Origin of the sequence: Psychrobacillus sp. AK 1817 (assembly GCF_008807035.1) — a bacterium.
Lineage (GTDB): Bacteria > Bacillota > Bacilli > Bacillales_A > Planococcaceae > Psychrobacillus > Psychrobacillus faecigallinarum.
Window position 1 is genome coordinate 593,441 of sequence record NZ_CP031739.1, and the last position, 18,374, is coordinate 611,814.

Consider the following 18,374-nt stretch of genomic DNA (forward strand, 5'->3'; position numbering starts at 1 on the left):
ATCTGTAAACTATTTGTGTCTACTTTGGAGCTCAATAATTTTATTTGAGATAACTGTATGTAGGTCTTCCATAGTTTGTTTTGAATCATTTTCTTGAATCATCTCTTTACTATATGAAGGAAGTATACTAATTTGAACGTGAGCTGGGCAAATTTTGTTATTATTTTTCTCCATAATATTTGAGGTTCCGTGTATGGCTATTGGAACAATCGGCACGTTTGCCTCTTTGGCAATACGCATGAATCCTGATTTGAATGTACCAATGCCTTGTCCTTTGCTTCGTGTACCCTCTGGAAACATCAAAATAGAATGTCCTTGTTGCAATTGTGACACAGTATCTTGTATCGAACGATAACTGCTTTTTCTATTAGACCGATCCAAAAATACACAATTCATTTCCTCCATCCATTTAGAAATCAAGGGAATTTTTTTTACCTCTATTTTTGAGATAAATCCAAATGGTTTAGGTATATGAGTTAACAGGGTCGGTATATCAAAGTTTCCTTCATGGTTGCTTATAAACAACACAGCTCCCTGGGGGAGGTTTTCTAATCCCTCTACAATAAATTCACTTTTTGTTCTTTTAAGAATACCGCCTGCCCATTTTTGAGGCACCTCATGAATTAATTGATCGTATTCCTCTACTGAAATCTCATTTTTTAGAGATTTAATCTTGTTTAATTTTGGAAGACTAAATGGTAAATAACCAAATAAAAATCCAAATGTCCTTAAAGAAGAAAACAACTTATTCACTAACCTTTCTATCATAAACCAAATATACATAGGTTATTCCATCAGGAGTCGTCATTTCTTCTGACTTTTCCGTAAGAACCCACTCATCATAACTATAAGGCGGAAAAAAAGTATCTCCTGTAAACGTTTGTTGAATAAATGTAATATATAATCTATCTGCTTTTGGCAAGATTGCTCTAAATATTTGTTCTCCCCCGATAACCATTACTTCGTGATGATGAGCTTTCGCTAATTCAACAGCATCAGTCAAATTACCTACTACATCTGCTCCCTCGACTCTGTATGAAGGATTTCTAGTAACAATGATACTCTTTCTCCCTGGTAATACTCTTCCAATCGACTCGTATGTGTTTCTACCCATAACCATTGCTTTATTCATTGTTTTCTCTTTGAAATAAGCCAAATCACCTGGTATATGCCATGGTAAATCTTTGTTATAGCCAATTACACGATTTGGATCATGTGCTACGATAAGTGATATCATTATTCTTCTCTCCTCTAAACAGCAATTGGTGCCTTGATTTTTGGATGTGGGTCATAGCCTTCTATAGTAATATCTTCGATTTCAAAGTCAAAAATAGACGATTTTTCTTCATTTAATAATAATGTCGGTAAAGGACGAGGCGATCTTGCTAACTGAGTTTCAACCTGTTCAAAATGATTCGAATAAATATGAGCATCACCAAGAGTATGAACGAATTCACCTACTTCTAACTTACATTCCCTAGCTATTAGATGAACAAGTAAAGCGTAGGATGCAATATTAAAAGGAACGCCTAGGAAAACGTCCGCGCTTCGCTGATACAACTGACAGGATAGCTTTCCATTAGCTACATAAAATTGCATAAAACTATGGCATGGTGGCAATGCCATATCATCCACCTCTGCAGGGTTCCATGCAGTAATAATATGTCTTCTAGAATCAGGATTGTTTTGAATGCCCTCTATTAGGTTTTCTAATTGGTCAATTGTTTCACCATTTTGAGATGGCCATGAACGCCATTGTCTACCATAAACTGGGCCAAGGTCGCCAAACTCTTTCGCAAAAGATTCGTCTGAGAGAATTTTATCACAGAAGAGTTTCATTTGCTCTTTCAACACTACCTTGAATTCAGGATCCTTTGAAGCCCTTACGCCAAAATTGCTCATGTCTGGACCAGTGTACTTATCACTATTCACCCATTTTTCAAAAGCCCATTCATCCCATATATGATTATTAGCCTCTATCAACGTTTTAACGTTCGTATCTCCTTTTAAGAACCATAAGAGCTCACTAACTATAAGTCGAAAGGCAGTTTTTTTAGTAGTCATTAAAGGGAAACCTTCAGATAAGTCAAAGCGCATTTGATAACCAAAAACGCTCTTCGTGCCTGTTCCAGTTCGATCCCCTTTTTCTACTCCATATTCAAGAATGTGTTTACATAAATCTAAGTATTGCTTCATTTTATTACTTCCTTTCATCCGTAAAAAAAGCTCTCATCTAAGAGAGCCATTTAGGTGGTGTATTCTTGGACCAAAAAATCTCACCTAGAGCATAATGCTTAGTATATTTATCTTCTGCCAGGTGATAATGAAAATTAAAGTAGTAACCATCAAGCGGTTTTTTATCTGTTCTAACGTGGAAACGCATTATGTCTTTTTTAGTAATGTCATCATAAATATTAAATATTTTTTCATGATATTCCCCAGATGGTCTCTCTGATATAGCTAGTTGAGATGCTTTATCACTGTCTAGAGTAATAATTGTAGCATCAATAGCTTCTTGAATCCTCGGGAATATAATGTCATCAAATTCATTTTGTATAACTGGCCCTATTCTTGTCCCAAATTTTATGTATGCTTGCTCTTTAGCTGCTATGGTAATACTTTCACTGTAATCAATAGGTTCTTGAAGACTGACATGGTCATACTCCCGGGTATTGCTTTCAGAAGTGACCGATTTCAACGGAGCTTTATTGTCTAATAATTGCTCCCAAATGACATGGTTTGGCGATATTAATCCAAAGGTAAGCAAAGCAACAGTAATTATAATCGACTTTTGGAACCATTTTTTCATCTTTTTCACCTTCAATTATGTACAAATTTGGTATAACCGGATATTAAGATATACGAAATCGAGAACAAAAGGTTTCATCTTCCTTGTATTCATTGTACAATAAATAGGGTAAACAATCAGTAGGTTTTTTAAACTAAGGAGGAAATTCTTATGAGCACAGATATAATCATTGGAATTGGATTTTTATTTTTATTAGGTTATTTAACTTCATTAAACTTCACGCACTGATTTTTAAACTGTTAAAAAAGAGGGAAGCGACATTAGTCACTTCCCCTCTTTTTATTTTTCAATCACTCCGTAGTGAAATTTAGAGGTGGGTCTGGTTATTTGCTTAAAACCAAAGCTTTCGAACATTGGCGATCGGAAATGAGCTTTTAAAACTACTCGTTTTCGAGCAACTCTTGTTGCTTGTTCCACCCACTCATTACTCAAGCCTCCATGTACCCCTATATCTCTCAACGATTGAAAGTTGGTGGATTCAATAATTTCCTCTTCAAACATTGGATCCATATAAACTACATCATATGAATTATCTTCAGCTCTTTTTAAAAAATTTAAAGCGTCGTCATGACAGATGCTTATTTGACGCATTGTATGTTGTAGAATAGAAAAATCAGTATTATATTTTTTTAAACCTTGTTGCACCATGTAAGCAATAATTTTATCTTTTTCTAATGCATTCACTATTCCAGTATCTCCTATTGCATAAGCTGCAATTAGACTATCTGAACACAATCCCGCAGTAGTATCTAGAAATTTATCTCCTTTAGATAGCTCTGTTGCGAGTAAAAAAGGATCTTTATCTCCCTTGATCAATCTTTTCATTCGGAATGCAGCGGAATTTGGGTGAAAGAAAAAAGGGGTTAAGGAACCATAAGGAAAATACTCTAACCGCTCCTTCCCCACAACCATTACATTTGCCTGATGCTCTTGTTGTATTTTTTTAACAGATTTTTTGTTTCTTTCTACATATGAAATTTTTAAAAGAGATGCTATTTCTTTTGCGGTTTGAATCATACTTATATTTGTTCTACCAGCAGTGGTAATAATACTTTCCATTAGATAATATCTGCAAGAACACCAGCTAAATGATCTTTAATAGTATCCATAGAATTACTTTCAATTTGTTCTCTAGGAATGAAATAAGCCAATTCCCCATCTTTCCAAATAGCAATAGAAGGCGAGCTTGGAGGAACATCGCTAAAATAATCTCGCATAGTTGCAGTTGCCTCTTGATCTTGACCAGCAAAAACAGTTACTAAATGCTCAGGTTTTTTGTCTAGCTCCGCAACGGCTGCTGTTACTGCGGGTCTAGCAAGCCCAGCTGCACATCCACAAACTGAGTTAACTACAATTAAAGAAACCCCAGTCTCCTTCATATGGCTATGTACTTCATCAGGAGTAGTCAATTCTTTAAAACCAGCGTCTGTTAACTCACTTCTCATTGGTTTAACTACTTGCTTCATATATTCATCGTACGCATTCATGGTTTCGCCCACTTTCATTTATGTTCATATTCCCATTATTTAAAGGGTTTTATATTTCCTATTCTACTTCTCTTTTTAAATTTTTTCACTTCATTTAACTTTTAATATTAATTTTTATCCTTATTATTACGAATCATCGAATAATCAATAGTTCCGTTCAATAAAAAATAGTATGATTATTAAGCATCATAAGGCAAAGGGGAAGAGAAAAGTGATAGATTACAATGGTCGTTGCTTTGTTTCAATTGAAAATACAGATAACGGTGAAGTTTCTTCAAAAACTATTTTTGAATACAAACAAGAGGGACATATTATCTCAGCAGCATATAGTGGTGGGGAAATTGTAAAAGGCACATTGATTGGAGTTATAAAGGGCGACGGTTGCTTAGAGTTTCGATATAACCACGTTAACAACAAAAATGAAATTAGAGGTGGCCAATGCACTTCTACTCCTAAAATTTTACCTGATGGGCGAATTAGATTATATGAAAAATGGAAATGGCTTGATTCTGAAGCTACTGAGGGAAATTCAATCATTGAGGAAGTTAGAAACTTTTAAATAGAAATAATAATTAGGATATCAATTTACTGAAATGAGGTAATTATGTGGGAGAAAGCTTTGTACATCATTTATGCATTCAAACAAATACATATTATGAATCGTTAAATTTTTACACCGAAGGGCTAGGTTTTAAATTAGTAAAAGAATCATCCGGTTTTCATGACAGAAATTTTAACACATGGATACAATTAAATAACTTTTATATCGAATTACAAACCGGAAAACTAAATGAAATACTTAGTAATGGAGACTCAAATTCACAAGGGTTAGTTCATTTCTGTATATGGGTTGATGATTTAAATTCAGAAGTGGCTCGTCTACGTGAAATAGGAGTTAAATTTCTGATGAAAAACAATGAATTCATTTATCAAGTTGAGAACGGTAACTTATGCAAATTACAAGCTCCTGAAGGAACAATTATAGAACTTCGAGACAATAAAGGAATTTAGTTAAAGAAAATACTGAATAACGCAAAATAAGTCCTTCTGAAAATCAGAAGGACTTATTTTGTTATTTCTAAAGTATTAATCTCCAGCTAATTTCTCACTGATAACTTGCCAATTGAACTATATTTTTTCTCATTAGAAACAACAATTGTCAAATTGACCCCTTTCTATTAAAAATTTAAGGGAAAATGGTATCATTTTTGCATTAAACTACTCTTATTTTTAGAGATAGAAATTTAACTATGATAATATTAGAAATATCATAAAAATCGACTTTTTCAGACAAATTTCAACAAAAATAAAACAAGGTAACAAAAAGCATAAACGTCTAATATCTGTTAAAGCTATTTACAAAAAGATACCTTCATGTATTGAAACTAAATCTTACGATGGATTAGCTCCCTCGTAATACACACAAGTTAATTTGATGGGGAGCGAAATAAAATGATGATGTTAAATGAATTGTTAACAGCAATAAACGTAAAAGCTACTCAAATGACACAAAATATTTTGGTAAGTGGTCTCGCCTTCAACTCTAAGAAAGTTGAAAAGGGTTTTTTGTTTGTGGCTATTTCTGGCAACCATATGGACGGTCATTCATTTATTGAAGATGCCATCCAAAATGGTGCAGTCGCAATCATCGGGGAAAAGTGTTTGGAAGTAAGAAATGTTCCTTACTTTCAAGTAAATGATTCTAGGACAGCCTTGGCATATTTGGCTAAAAAATATTTTCAAAACCCTACTAAAGATAAAATCCTTATTGGCATAACTGGAACTAATGGTAAAACGACTACCTCTTACATGATTAAGCATATTTTAGAAAACCAAGGCTTTTCTTGTGCCCTGTTTGGAAGTATTTCCGTTATCCTAAACAATGAAGAACAAGCTTCCACTCACACTACATTGGATCCTTTAACATTTCATGAACTCGTTGCAACTAGTAATGATCAGGTCATTATAATGGAAGTGTCCTCACACGGGCTTATTCAACAAAGAGTCGAAGGTCTTGAATTTGATTTTTGTATTTTCACAAATATAGAACAAGAGCACTTAGATTATCATAAGAATATGGAGTCTTACTATTTAGCAAAACAATCATTGTTTGCGCTTTTAAAAAATAGCGGTACTGCAATTATTTACTCAGGCAATGACTGGAGCGAAAGATTAAATACATACGTAGAGTCTATTGGTAGAAAGGTAATTAAAATTAATGGCCTGTTCCCCACCTATTCAGTACTGGATTCAAGTCTTATAGATGAAACCACTCAAGTTAAAGAGACATTTTCTCTTGCGACTACAATGCAAGGTAAACATAATATTGAGAATGCCTCTGTCGCTTTCGCAACTTCTGTACAACTAGGTATTGATGCAAGAGCTGTCGAGGAAGCACTGAATGACTTCAAAGGTCTACCTGGTCGATTTCAATTATTTTCCCATCCTACAGGAGCAACAATTGTTATTGATTACGCCCATACTGCAAACGCGTTTCAACATATTTTGGAAACAGTCAAATCTCAAAATGCTAAAAATATATATCATGTTTTTGGTTTCCGGGGGAATCGAGACGTAAATAAAAGAGCAAAAATGATTGAGATTTCTTTAAGGCACTCTAATCAATGCATTTTGACATTTGATGACTTGAATAATGTATCACCAGAGCAAATGATTAATGAGCTCCAACTTTTAGGAACACATGAAAAGTGTATTATTATCCCTGATCGTACGGAGGCAATCAAGCATGCATGGAAAATGGCTCAAGCAAATGACTGGATTGTGATAACAGGGAAAGGGTGTGAAAGTTATAAACAAAGTTATACGCTCTCCACTACCTCTGATATGCAAACCTTAGATTATCTATTAAAACAATCATCACAATTCAAGCAAGAGGCAGAAAGTTGTTGACTAGACTTAGTTTTAAAGCTAAGTCTTTTTATGTAGAAATAATTAAATGCATAATTCCACTATTAAGGCTCACGCTATCTATAGCATTAGAATTTAGAGAAGTGAGGGAAATAGATGTATTACTATAAAGAAGAGTTAATAAATATTATTAAACCAGACAAGCCAGACCCAGCGGCTGCTCGTGTCCTACAAGAAATATTAGGCGGTCACTACGGGGAAATGAGAACAATGATGCAGTACTTTTTTCAAAGCTCCAATTTTAGAGGTAATGAAAAACAGTACCGTGATTTATTAAGAGGTGTATTTTTAGAAGAAATCGCACATGTCGAGCTTGTACAAAACACCATAAATGCACTTCTCGATGGCTCTGGAGATACTAATTTGGCTGGAAACAGCGGACCTGATCATGCACCATTACATGACCCTGTACAACATGGGAACCCACATCATTATATTATTGGTGCTCAGGCATCGCTACCAGTAGACGCTTCAGGTAACCCTTGGAATGGTTCTTGGGTATATTCCCATGGAAATCTGATTGCTGACTTGCTTAATAATGTGGTACTAGAGTCTACTGGTGTACTTCAAAAAACACGTATTTATGAGATGAGTTCAAACCAAACTTTCCGTGAAACGCTGGCATTTTTAATCGTTCGAGATAATGCACACCAAAATGCTTTTGCAAAAGCATTAGAAACTTTAGGAGTAGAATGGGGAAAAATCTTCCCAATTCCGAATTATGATATTAATAAATATCCTGAGTGTAAAAAGTTTGTGGATTTGGGCTATCATAATGCTCAATTTAACTTTAGACTGGACCCAACAAGAATAGGAGAAATATTTAAAGGTGCAAGTCCAAGTAGAAACAAAGGTGATTTAAAAGTAACCCCACCACCAACAGGTTTCCCAGTACCTGTACTACCACCAATGCCAAACGAACATAGTCCAGGCTTGAATGACATGAACATGTAGAACTGTATAACAACTAAGAAAGGAGACTGTGGTAAATTCACAGCTCCTTTTTATTGATATTGTTCTGTTTAATTTGTTAGGGGAAATGCTAATCTACTCTTTCCAACAGATTTCTCATTCTCCTCCCAAATAAAAATTAGCTCATATATTTTATTGTAAGAAGTGTCCGTAACTTCTATGTAAAAACCATTCTGCTCATCGGCAATAATTTGTGTATCGACAATTTGATGAAACTCGTTCGTATATTCTTTAATTTCCACCTTGTTCGGAGCCGGATTCATATTATCCCATTTAACTCTTATTACATCCCCAATTTGTGCTTGTCCTTGGTTATTAAACTGATGATTTAATCTATCTTCTGCAGAACAATCCAACCAACAAATTTCTTCATAAATAGAATCAAACCCTATTTGATTATTTAGCGAAAGAATTGGCTTTTCAATTGAATCAAATGAAGGTAACTGTATTTTTTCTTCTACTAAAACAATCTCTTTAGGTTTTTTCTTTGATTTCTATTTCATTAGAACATCCTGCCAAAACAATTATTAAAAATAATGGTACAAATATTTTCTGCATATTATACTCCCCCCTTAGTAGGACAACTACTGATTATCTTAAAAAGTCCCTCTACCCTCGTCTTCATACTTCTCCAATAGATATATGTATAAAGAACTTTTATCACAAGTTCGGGTGCATCTTTATTTTATTATACATTTTTATTTCTACAAATATTTCCAAAACCCTTATTGTGTTCTCGAAATCGATAAAAGCAGATCCACATTAATAATTAATGTTCAGGTCTGCTTTCTTTTACTGTTGAATTACGCTTGTATTTAACTTTTGTTAGCGAGAGTTTGTAATCGATAAAGGCTCCTATAAATCCCATTGGTAGTCCACCAGCTAAAATAGATAAAACTACAATGAAAAGGTTAATGTCTTCTACTTTAAATGTCAGTAAATATAAGGTTATAAGAGTACCTACGATTAGAAAAATAATAGTAAAATAATACGTAACATGACTATTTCCCTTAGAGTTGGCTCCTTTTTGCTTAACTTGATCCTTACTCATTTTGATCCCTCTCTTCGGCTTTAAATTATATTTATATTATTCACCCATTTTCCTGAATTTACACATCTCATAGTGGAATATTTTTTTTATTTTTACAGGACGAGGCTATTATATTGATTACTTAAAAATTACCCGAATCTGTACAAATAAAACATTTCTATACAGCAGGTATCAAACTTTTCAGTTTATTATCACAAAAAAGGAAGCACAGGATATCTCCAATGCTCCCTAAAATTGTCCGATTATTTTCTTGCTTCACTCATTTGTTTCCAGACGGAACCTTTCGCCTCTTCCCCACCTTCAATTCGGGCAATCGCCATACGAATTTGAAGCTTGACCTCGTACTCTTTATCGTCTTTTGCTTCTTTCAGAGCTGGTAACGCATCCACATCTCCTACTTCATAAAAATACATTGCTGCTCTCCAACGAACTAATTTGTTTTTGTCAAAAAGAGCTTCCTTCATAGCGCCAGCAAATTGTTCAAAACCTAAATCACTCATTGCATCCCCAGCAGTACGCCGCACTGAGGAACTTTTATCCTTTAACGCCATCTCTAGATAAGGTACAACGGATTCATCTTCTATAAGGCCAAGGTAAACTGTTGCAAGTCGTCTAATGGAAACTTGCTCATCCTGAATAGCTCGTGCAAGCACAGGGATATCTTCAAGTTCCGGGTTGATAAGATTATTAAGAAGCTGGAATCTCTTTTCCCAATCACTTACCTCGAACTCTTCTATAGTAAAAGGAACCCGAATTGGTTTTTTATCTTCTTCAGCTTTATCCTTATCAGCTATTAATTGCTGCAGTTTACTTTCTGGAAAGCTGGCTTCCAGTTCTTTTACTAACTGTTCCCCAATTTCCTTTTGTTCTCCATAGCGAACACCATAATCTACCCATTTACGAAGCATGATATAGTTTTCTTTGTCACCTTCCATTGCTTCATCTAATGCTTTAGTAAAACGTTCAGATAAACCAAATCTAGATTCTGATTCACCATCAAATACCTTTACCTGCAGAGGAATTCCCTTGAAGGATTGTACATGGACATACACTTCACCGTAATGATCTAATGGTTTATCTCCTGTTTCTGCTTCGTTTTCTCCACCAAATACATTTTCAACTGATGCTAAAATGGATTCCCAGCTAAATTTAGCGATTCGTTCAATCGCTAAAAAGTCGGCAACATGATATACCCCTTTTACTCCTTCAATTTCAAAGAGACTTTGAATCTCTTTTGGGGCATCTGTTATGTTGTCCTTCTTATAGTTATGACTTTTACCAAAGGGTAACTCCTGGTCGATGACTATCTTCATTGTATTCGGGCTTGGTGTTGGTTCAATCGTTAATATTTTCAAAGTTCATACCTCCAGTATTATAAATCATGAAGAAGCAATTTCTTCTAAATAGGACCATCTTTCAATTAGCTTCTCATAAGCTACGTTCGCTTGGTCTAATTGTTCAGTTAGTTGCTGTAACAATGTAAAATCAGAACCAGTAGTTAAAAGTTTTTGCTCGAGCTCTTCTATTAACTGCTCGGTTTTTTCAATCTCGCCACCTATCCCTTCCCATTCTCGTTGTTCTTTATAGGATAGCTTTTTCTTTTCCTTTATACTTTTTACTGGTGTTTCTTCCTTTTTTATTTCCACCGCTACTTTAGATACATCTTTAAGATCATCCAAATAATCTGAATAAATCCCTAACCACTCTTGAACTAAACCATCTCCATTAAGGATCCAAAGCTTTTTGGCAATCCGATCTAAGAAGAAACGATCATGAGAAATCGTAATAATAACGCCTGGGAAGGATTCCATAAAATCCTCTAATACAGATAATGTTTGAATATCCAGGTCATTTGTAGGCTCATCCAGGAATAGAACATTTGGCTGCTCCATTAACATTTTTAAAAGGACAAGTCGCTTTTTCTCTCCTCCAGACAGTTTGCCTATCTGAGTACCGTGTGTATTTAGTGGAAATAGAAACCGTTCAAGCATTTGAGCTGCCGAAAATTTCTCTCCAGAACCTGTTTCTATCAGGTTGGAAGATTCACGTACATATTCAATCATTCTCGTTTGTTCATTTAGTTTTGGAAGCTGTTGCGAAAAATGCATTAATTTTACGGTAGACCCAACGACAATTTCTCCAGAGTCCATTGGAACCTCTCCTGCAAGCATTTTTAGCAATGTACTTTTCCCGACCCCATTAGGGCCTACAATACCAACTCGATCTCCTGCCTGTAGGATAAAAGAAAAATCGTCTACAATTACTTTAGAATCAAAGCGTTTAGAAATATTTTTGCCTTCTAACACTTGTTTACCTAACCTTGTAGTAGCCATTTCAAGCTCAAGATTAAGTGCAGAATTGTCGCGATCCAGCTTTGCATCGATTTCTTCAAAGCGATCCTTTCTCGCCTTTTGCTTTGTGGATCTAGCCTTTGCCCCCCTGCGAATCCATTTTAGCTCGTTTCGATATAAATTTTGTAGCTTTTGCTGAGAAGCAGCATTCATTTCTTCACGAATCGCTTTGGATTCAAGGTAATTAGCATAGTTTCCAGTATGAGTATAAAGAGTTTTATCAGCAAGCTCATAAATATGAGTCGCTACTGCATCTAAAAAGTAACGATCATGTGTAACAAAGATAATGGCTCCCTCAACTCTTTGCAGCATATCCTGCAACCAGTCTGTGGATTCTTTATCCAAATGGTTAGTAGGCTCATCTAATAACAATAAATCTGCTGGTTCTATTAATACTTTTGCTAGTGCCACTCTTTTTTGTTGGCCACCAGACAAATGTAAAATTGAATCTTCAAACTGAGTAATACCGAGTTTAGTTAATGCTGTCTTAGCCAAAGCATTGACATCCCAAGCCTGAAGTTCATCCATTTTCTGTTGCAAATCCATCAATCTATTTTGTAAATCAGTTGAATCGGAGTTAGCCATTAATGCTAGCAGTGCTTCCTCATATTCTCTGTTAATCTTAAGAATAGGCGAGTCTCCGCTAAATACAGTTTGAAGAACTGTTTCATCTTTTTCAAATACTGGTTGCTGCTCCAAATAGGCGATTCTAAATTTGTTTGGATGATCTCGATCAATTGCATCTGCCTCTAGCTCTCCTGCAATAATCGATAAAAAAGTAGATTTTCCCGTTCCATTGATGCCGATTAACCCTGCTCGATTTTGATTGTTAATCGTAAATGAAATATTTTCAAACAGCGTCTTCTCTCCCACTGTTTTCGTTAGATTGGAAATGATTAAATGGCTCATATAGATTCCCCTGTTTCTTGTCTTAAGTTTTCTAGAAATAATTCCATAAAGGCATGTCTTTCTTTGGCAAGTTCTTTACCTGTTCTAGTTTGCATACCGTCCGCCAATTTAAGTAGCTTTTCATAGAAATGAGTAACGGAGGCTGTTTGTTTAGAGCGATAATCTTCTGCAGACATATTGTCTCTTGGCGTTTCAGTCACATCGTATAATTTTCTGCCCTTTGCTCCACCGTAAGCAAACGTTCTTGCAATTCCGACTGCTCCTATGGCATCTAGACGATCTGCATCACGAACAATTTTAGCTTCGATAGTATCTGCAGTTATTTCATGCCCACCGTTGAAAGAGACAGCTTGTATAATGTTTTTGACTTGTTCTGTTGTTTCTTTTGAAAGGTCAAGCTGCTGAATGATATGTTCCTCCATATATTTTCCTTCTGTCGTAACATATTTTGGATCGCTCACATCATGTAGCAACACTGCTAACTCTATAATTTCATTGTCTACATCAACCTCAGTAGATGCTATATATAAAGCATTTTTTCGTACTCTTTCGATATGCAAAAAATCATGACTTGCATCAAACTTGTTATAGACTTCTTTTACTAATTTCTCGCATAGTTGTATTGTTTTCATATATATTTACTCCTTAAACTATTCGTCCACTTCATTATAACGAAAAAAAGAAAAAAAGACTGCTATAGTGCAGTCTTTTCAAAGGAAAGAAGTGAACAGCTTAAAATAACCCAATAGCTTGCCCATCAGTATCCACATCCATATTTAATGCAGCAGGTTTTTTGGGTAATCCGGGCATTGTCATTATATCGCCTGTGAGACAGACAAGAAATCCAGCACCAAGCTTAGGAATTATTTCTCTCACTGTAATAGTAAAGTCAGTAGGCCTACCAATTAGTTTTGGCTGATCAGAAAGTGAGTATTGGGTTTTTGCCATACATATAGGAAGTGAATCCCATCCATAATCCTCTATTTGACGGATTTGTTTCAAAGCATTCTCTGCAAATACTACTTCTTTTCCTCCATAGACCTTCTGAACGATTGTTCTAACCTTTTGTTCAATCGAATCCGCTAATTCATATAGCGGTGAAAAGTTAGAAGGTTTATCTAGCTCGCTCAAAACTAACTTTGCTAAATCTTCTCCTCCAGCGCCTCCCTTCGCCCAAACGTCTGTCAAAGCAATGGAAATGTTATTTTCTTTACACCAATTGAGTAGTGTATGTATTTCCTGCTCAGAATCTGTTATAAACTTGTTCAAGGCAACAACTGGTTCTACTCCAAATGCACGAATAGTCTCTACATGCTTCATAAGATTTTTGGTCCCCTCTAACAGAGCCTCCACATCTTCATCCTTCAAGTCATTTTTATGTTTTCCACCCTGTAACTTTAAAGCTCGAACGGTTGCTACAATAACTACAGAGCTAGGAATAATATTTGCTTGTCTAGATTTAATATGCATAAACTTCTCGGCACCTAAATCAGCCCCAAATCCTGCCTCTGTTACGACAATATCAGCTAAATTCATTGCTGTTTTAGTAGCAATGATTGAATTACAACCATGAGCTATATTCGCAAAGGGACCGCCATGTATAATACTGGGTGTTCCTTCGATTGTTTGCACGAGATTTGGCTTAATCGCTTCTTTTAATAAAAGTGTTAGAGCTCCCTCTACTCCCAAAGAACGAACATTTACTGGTTCGTTTTCATATGTATAACCAATAACTATCCTCGATAGTCTTTCTTTTAAATCTTCTAAGTTCTTTGCCAAGCACAAAACAGCCATTATTTCTGATGCCACTGTGATGTCAAATCCATCTTCTCTTGTTATACCATGAGAAGGTCCACCAAGTCCGACGATTATATTGCGCAAAGATCGGTCGTTCATATCAAGCACACGCTTCCAAGTAATCCTTCTTGGATCTATATTAAGTTCATTGCCTTGGTGAAGATGATTATCAATAAACGCAGAAAGAGCATTATTTGCAGTTGTTATAGCGTGAAGATCACCATTAAAATGTAGATTTATCTCTTCCATCGGGAGTACTTGAGAATAACCTCCACCAGTTGCTCCTCCCTTTACTCCCATGACTGGTCCTAAAGAAGGTTCTCGTAGTGCCACTACAACGGATTGTCCCATTCGCTTTAAAGCATCTGATAGTCCTACCGTTACAGTAGATTTACCTTCACCTGCAGATGTTGGACTAATAGCGGTCACTAAAACTACCTTTCCAGGTGATGTTCTCTCAGGGATTTTAGTAAAATCAATTTTCGCTTTAAATTTACCATACAACTCCAATGCTTCATCCGAAAGACCTAAACTTTCTGCTATCCTGACGATAGGTTGCATTTCCGCATTTTTGGCAATACTCAAGTCAGTTAGTGGTTCTACATGTAGATTCAACTAAATCACAGCCTTTTTATTTTTATTTTACATCATATAATTGATAGAAAGTTAGCTATAATTCGACATTTTATTGACGATAGCAAGCATTTCATGTATAGTTTATTTTATCCATTTAACTGAATTTTTAGTGGATTGAGGGAGGAACAGTTATGCAACAGGGGAAAGTAAAATGGTTTAACAACGAAAAAGGTTATGGTTTTATCGAGTACAATGACGGGGAAGATGTGTTCGTCCATTTTACTGGTATTCAAGGCGAAGGTTTCAAGGCTTTAGAAGAAGGTCAGGAAGTCACTTTTGAAATCGTTGAAGGAAACCGTGGACCTCAGGCTGCAAACGTTATAAAATCGAAGTAAAACGGTTCTTCCCGCGGCAACTGGTCGTGGGACTTTTTTTATTTTCCGTATAACTTATTCCCAGCCTCTTTGATCTCTTCTCCTACCGTACACTCATTTATACAAAACTGGTGGGCCTTCGACTTGCCCTTTTCTTTTCTGAGCTGATTTTTTACAAAACACCCTTCACAATAGTTCTCTAATAGCTGATCAATTTCATTTATAATTTGCGAATTTTTCATACATTTAACTCCTTGCGGTATGTCATATGGAACTGTACAATTATTTTACTCCTATACAAATTAATTATCATAATTAATATACGTAAAAAATGATTTACCGCTTTAGCGACTTTTACAATCACTTAATTACTTGTGTAACATTATATTACATTGCTCTATAAAGTGTTTGTTTTATTAATCAAGCACTATTTATGAATATAGCTCACGTAAAAAAGAAAAGTACTTACAATTATTAAAAGGATGGTAGCAATGATTGAATTATATATCGATGGCTCTACAACTGGCAATCCTGGACCTAGTGGAATTGGAATTTTTATAAAGGGAGAAGGCCATCAAATTAAAATGAGTGAATACATAGGTATCTATTCGAACCATATAACTGAATTTAAAGCTTTGTTGAGAGGGCTGGAAGAAGTTCAGAAGCTTTCACCTACTATCGTATCCATTCGAACAGATTCTCAAATAGTGTATGCTGCGGTTGAAAAACGTTATGCAAAAAATGCAGAATTTGCTGCCTTATTAGAGAAAATACTAGTCATTACAGATACCTTCGATCTATTCTTTATAAAATGGATCCCGGATGATCAAAACAAAGCAGCCCATGCTTTAGCTAGAGAAGCTGTAAGGAAGAACCTACCTTAAAAAATTACACCTCCAGCAGCTAAATCGGTTGGAGGTGTGGTTAACTTAAAACTTTTGTTAGTGCCTTATTCTGTTTTCTCTGCATAGCCCTCAACAGTATCAATCTCGTCTTGTGCTTCCTCTTTATCCAAGTTATAGTCATTTTCAATACTATTTTTAGTACGATCCATGAATCGAACAATAACGTCATCTTTACCAAAAAGTTGAAACAAGCTTAACAAAGGATTTCTTGGGCGATTAACGGATAAATAAGTAAACTTCGTATTCTGTTCATCCACCTGATGTAGTTCATAATCTACCTTCATTTTAAAAAGATTGTTTAAAATAAATGTTTCCTGGACCAGCTTATGATTAGGCTCATTTATATATTTTTTTAAGGTGAGATTATAATATTCGTCAAGTGATCCATTTTTATACGACTGTCTTATTACTGTTCCAACAACTTCCTCAGTTTCTTTTATTATCTCTTCATCAATTATCTTTGGAAAAATTACTTTCTTTTTCTCTAAGTCCCCGTAAAAATAAGGCCATACAAATTCGATTGGTGCATTAATAACTATCTCTTTTTTCCATTTTTTCATCTAAACTACTCCCCTGCATATCAATATGTTAACCTTTCTATATATGATAACACAAAAAAACAGACCCTCGAAATGAGAGCCTGTTAAAGTTTAGGTTTAAAATTAAGCTTTAACTACGTTAGTAGCTTGAAGACCACGTTGGCCTTGCTCGATTTCAAAAGTTACTTCTTGACCTTCGTCAAGAGATTTGAAACCTTCGCTTTGGATAGCTGAGAAATGTACGAATACATCGTCTCCGCCTTCGCGTTCGATAAATCCGAATCCTTTTTCTGAGTTAAACCATTTTACTTTACCTTGTTCCATGTGTGTATCCTCCTCGTATGCAAATTGTGCATACATTGTGTTACTATCCTTGCTCAACACTGTTAAGTAAAAGTGTTGCCACCTACTAACTAACCGAACAAAAATAATCCTCTTTAAATATAACATGGCATTTTTAATAATGCAACAAATATACATAATCTTTTTTTAATTGTTTTCCAATAATGCACCAATTGCTCCACTATAACCATGTTTTTCTAAAAAGATTGGATTTTTATTTTTTAAAATTGTATAAGACTCTATTATTTCTTGAAGTAAACTATTTTCTTCTAATGTTGAGCCTATATATATTATATCTTTCACTCCGTGGGCTTCTGCTGCTTGTATGCATAATGTAGCGACAACTTCGCCAATTATGCCTTGAATACCTGCTAGTAAATCGGCACAAGACCGAGCTTGCTCTGGCTTTAATGTAACGCCACCAAAGTTACTAGCTGTAAGTGAACCAGTTATCGGAAGTTTGTTATCCTTATAAATGTCACTTACTAATACATCTATCGTAGATCTCTTCCCGTCTTTGGAAAGCGCAATCATTTCTTTATAATTTGTTAGGCCTGTTAATGCCATTCCAAGGCCTAATAATGTACCTCCACCAATTCCAGAACCTGCTATACGTGAATGTGTTTTGTCATGCATAATATGTATTGAAGTACCTGTACCAATATTTGCTATGATTGCCGAGCTACTGCTAATAACTTCCTGTTTCATCTGATACATCACGCCATTCATTGTCGCATCAAACTCAACCATATAAGGAAGGTCCTGTTTAGATAATAGGAATTTTTTTAATTGCTCTGCTCGACCACCAGTGAGGCAGATAGCACTTGACGAATGCTTGTTTTCTATCCACTCTCTTACTCCTTGAAAATCTGAAGAAAGAAAGCTTTTAAAGGACATCTTATTTTCTCTATCCCAATAAGCTATTTTCGTTAAAGTTCCACCTGCATCAATACCAATTCTAGTAGTCATACTTAGTCCCCTTTTACATTACAACCCTTATTTAATCCATGATCCCACTATAGGGTAATTAAATGCTTCACCATTGATTGCTTTAATTATACCTATAATTGGGACAACAAAAGCCATTATAGCAAAAATTATTACTAATGGGATACCTATTATGATAAATATTAAAAGAAACGATATAAAAAGCAGAACTGACATCACTAACTGAAAAAGAACTGCCTGCACAGAGAGCTTCTTCACTTCATGGTCATCTACAACTAAATATAATACGAATGGTACTAAAAATGGAGCGAACCAAGTGCTCGCATGCAATAATACCTTAAGTCCTTTATTATCCATTAAATATAACCTCCTTTATCTTATTATAT

The 18,374-nt window shown here is 35.2% G+C and carries 24 protein-coding genes; 6 read left to right on the forward strand and 18 right to left on the reverse strand.

The features are described 5' to 3' along the window. Positions 1–9: 9 nt before the first annotated feature. The 6 genes from D0S48_RS03045 to D0S48_RS03070 all read right to left on the reverse strand — a co-directional run bounded on the left by D0S48_RS03045 (position 10) and on the right by D0S48_RS03070 (position 4,296). On the reverse strand, positions 10–783 hold the full coding sequence (locus tag D0S48_RS03045) for a lysophospholipid acyltransferase family protein (protein WP_225321676.1): 774 nt from the start codon (positions 781–783) through the stop codon (positions 10–12). After that, complete coding sequence (locus tag D0S48_RS03050; protein ID WP_151110022.1) at positions 746–1,237, reverse strand: dihydrofolate reductase; 492 nt, start codon at positions 1,235–1,237, stop codon at positions 746–748. The genes D0S48_RS03045 and D0S48_RS03050 overlap by 38 nt, the downstream gene beginning before the upstream one ends. 14 nt (positions 1,238–1,251) lie before the next feature. Then, a complete protein-coding gene (locus D0S48_RS03055; protein WP_151110024.1) occupies positions 1,252–2,196 on the reverse strand; it encodes a thymidylate synthase in 945 nt (314 codons plus the stop codon). A gap of 37 nt (positions 2,197–2,233) precedes the next feature. After that, positions 2,234–2,809: a YpjP family protein gene (locus D0S48_RS03060; protein WP_151110026.1), complete on the reverse strand. Its 576-nt coding sequence runs from the start codon at positions 2,807–2,809 to the stop codon at positions 2,234–2,236. Between the two features lie 279 nt (positions 2,810–3,088). Continuing rightward, a complete protein-coding gene (locus D0S48_RS03065; protein ID WP_151110028.1) occupies positions 3,089–3,868 on the reverse strand; it encodes a class I SAM-dependent methyltransferase in 780 nt (259 codons plus the stop codon). Then, on the reverse strand, positions 3,868–4,296 hold the full coding sequence (locus tag D0S48_RS03070; protein ID WP_144536676.1) for a BrxA/BrxB family bacilliredoxin: 429 nt from the start codon (positions 4,294–4,296) through the stop codon (positions 3,868–3,870). The genes D0S48_RS03065 and D0S48_RS03070 overlap by 1 nt, the downstream gene beginning before the upstream one ends. A 211-nt stretch (positions 4,297–4,507) precedes the next feature. On the opposite strand from D0S48_RS03070, the gene D0S48_RS03075 reads away from it, so the two are divergent. From D0S48_RS03075 to D0S48_RS03090, 4 genes are all read left to right on the forward strand, one after another. After that, positions 4,508–4,855, forward strand: a complete 348-nt coding sequence (locus D0S48_RS03075; RefSeq protein WP_191963859.1) for an avidin-fold protein — start codon at positions 4,508–4,510, stop codon at positions 4,853–4,855. Positions 4,856–4,902: 47 nt separating this feature from the next. Beyond that, entirely contained in the window at positions 4,903–5,307 is a 405-nt protein-coding gene (locus tag D0S48_RS03080) for a VOC family protein (protein WP_151110030.1), read from the forward strand. A gap of 441 nt (positions 5,308–5,748) precedes the next feature. Continuing rightward, complete coding sequence (locus D0S48_RS03085) at positions 5,749–7,206, forward strand: UDP-N-acetylmuramoyl-L-alanyl-D-glutamate--2,6-diaminopimelate ligase (RefSeq protein WP_151110032.1); 1,458 nt, start codon at positions 5,749–5,751, stop codon at positions 7,204–7,206. Between the two features lie 114 nt (positions 7,207–7,320). Further along, positions 7,321–8,178, forward strand: a complete 858-nt coding sequence (locus tag D0S48_RS03090; protein WP_151110034.1) for a manganese catalase family protein — start codon at positions 7,321–7,323, stop codon at positions 8,176–8,178. A gap of 68 nt (positions 8,179–8,246) precedes the next feature. Here the strand turns inward: D0S48_RS03090 and D0S48_RS03095 are convergent, their stop codons facing one another. From D0S48_RS03095 to D0S48_RS03120, 7 genes are all read right to left on the reverse strand, one after another. Continuing rightward, positions 8,247–8,552, reverse strand: coding sequence for a hypothetical protein (locus D0S48_RS03095; RefSeq protein ID WP_151110036.1), 306 nt, complete (start codon positions 8,550–8,552; stop codon positions 8,247–8,249). Between the two features lie 118 nt (positions 8,553–8,670). After that, positions 8,671–8,754 carry a lipoprotein gene (locus D0S48_RS21275; protein WP_191963909.1) on the reverse strand — a complete coding sequence of 28 codons (84 nt, stop codon included), beginning with the start codon at positions 8,752–8,754 and terminating at the stop codon, positions 8,671–8,673. Between the two features lie 211 nt (positions 8,755–8,965). Continuing rightward, a complete protein-coding gene (locus tag D0S48_RS03100) occupies positions 8,966–9,247 on the reverse strand; it encodes a hypothetical protein (RefSeq protein ID WP_144536686.1) in 282 nt (93 codons plus the stop codon). A gap of 242 nt (positions 9,248–9,489) precedes the next feature. After that, positions 9,490–10,602, reverse strand: coding sequence for a conserved virulence factor C family protein (locus D0S48_RS03105; protein ID WP_151110038.1), 1,113 nt, complete (start codon positions 10,600–10,602; stop codon positions 9,490–9,492). 24 nt (positions 10,603–10,626) lie between these two features. Continuing rightward, entirely contained in the window at positions 10,627–12,507 is a 1,881-nt protein-coding gene (locus D0S48_RS03110) for an ABC-F family ATP-binding cassette domain-containing protein (protein ID WP_151110040.1), read from the reverse strand. After that, a complete protein-coding gene (locus tag D0S48_RS03115; protein WP_144536692.1) occupies positions 12,504–13,139 on the reverse strand; it encodes an HD domain-containing protein in 636 nt (211 codons plus the stop codon). The genes D0S48_RS03110 and D0S48_RS03115 overlap by 4 nt, the downstream gene beginning before the upstream one ends. A 100-nt stretch (positions 13,140–13,239) precedes the next feature. Next, the gene (locus D0S48_RS03120; protein ID WP_225321677.1) at positions 13,240–14,919 is read right to left on the reverse strand and encodes a formate--tetrahydrofolate ligase; all 1,680 of its coding nucleotides are present in this window, start codon (positions 14,917–14,919) and stop codon (positions 13,240–13,242) included. Between the two features lie 152 nt (positions 14,920–15,071). Between D0S48_RS03120 and D0S48_RS03125 the strand changes: the two genes are divergently transcribed. After that, the gene (locus D0S48_RS03125) at positions 15,072–15,275 is read left to right on the forward strand and encodes a cold-shock protein (protein ID WP_144536694.1); all 204 of its coding nucleotides are present in this window, start codon (positions 15,072–15,074) and stop codon (positions 15,273–15,275) included. A 38-nt stretch (positions 15,276–15,313) separates the two neighbouring features. On the opposite strand, the gene D0S48_RS03130 is transcribed toward D0S48_RS03125, so the two are convergent. Continuing rightward, positions 15,314–15,496, reverse strand: a complete 183-nt coding sequence (locus D0S48_RS03130; RefSeq protein ID WP_144536696.1) for a zinc-finger domain-containing protein — start codon at positions 15,494–15,496, stop codon at positions 15,314–15,316. 249 nt (positions 15,497–15,745) lie between these two features. Between D0S48_RS03130 and D0S48_RS03135 the strand changes: the two genes are divergently transcribed. After that, positions 15,746–16,138: a reverse transcriptase-like protein gene (locus D0S48_RS03135; RefSeq protein ID WP_144536698.1), complete on the forward strand. Its 393-nt coding sequence runs from the start codon at positions 15,746–15,748 to the stop codon at positions 16,136–16,138. Between the two features lie 65 nt (positions 16,139–16,203). Here the strand turns inward: D0S48_RS03135 and D0S48_RS03140 are convergent, their stop codons facing one another. The 4 genes from D0S48_RS03140 to D0S48_RS03155 form a co-directional block, all read right to left on the reverse strand. Then, a complete protein-coding gene (locus tag D0S48_RS03140) occupies positions 16,204–16,719 on the reverse strand; it encodes an SRPBCC family protein (RefSeq protein ID WP_151110042.1) in 516 nt (171 codons plus the stop codon). 102 nt (positions 16,720–16,821) lie between these two features. Further along, a complete protein-coding gene (locus D0S48_RS03145; protein WP_053589685.1) occupies positions 16,822–17,022 on the reverse strand; it encodes a cold-shock protein in 201 nt (66 codons plus the stop codon). Between the two features lie 165 nt (positions 17,023–17,187). Then, positions 17,188–18,009, reverse strand: a complete 822-nt coding sequence (gene coaW, locus D0S48_RS03150; RefSeq protein WP_151110044.1) for a type II pantothenate kinase — start codon at positions 18,007–18,009, stop codon at positions 17,188–17,190. Positions 18,010–18,036: 27 nt separating this feature from the next. Beyond that, a complete protein-coding gene (locus D0S48_RS03155) occupies positions 18,037–18,345 on the reverse strand; it encodes a magnetosome magnetite crystal formation protein family (RefSeq protein WP_144536704.1) in 309 nt (102 codons plus the stop codon). Positions 18,346–18,374: the final 29 nt, after the last annotated feature.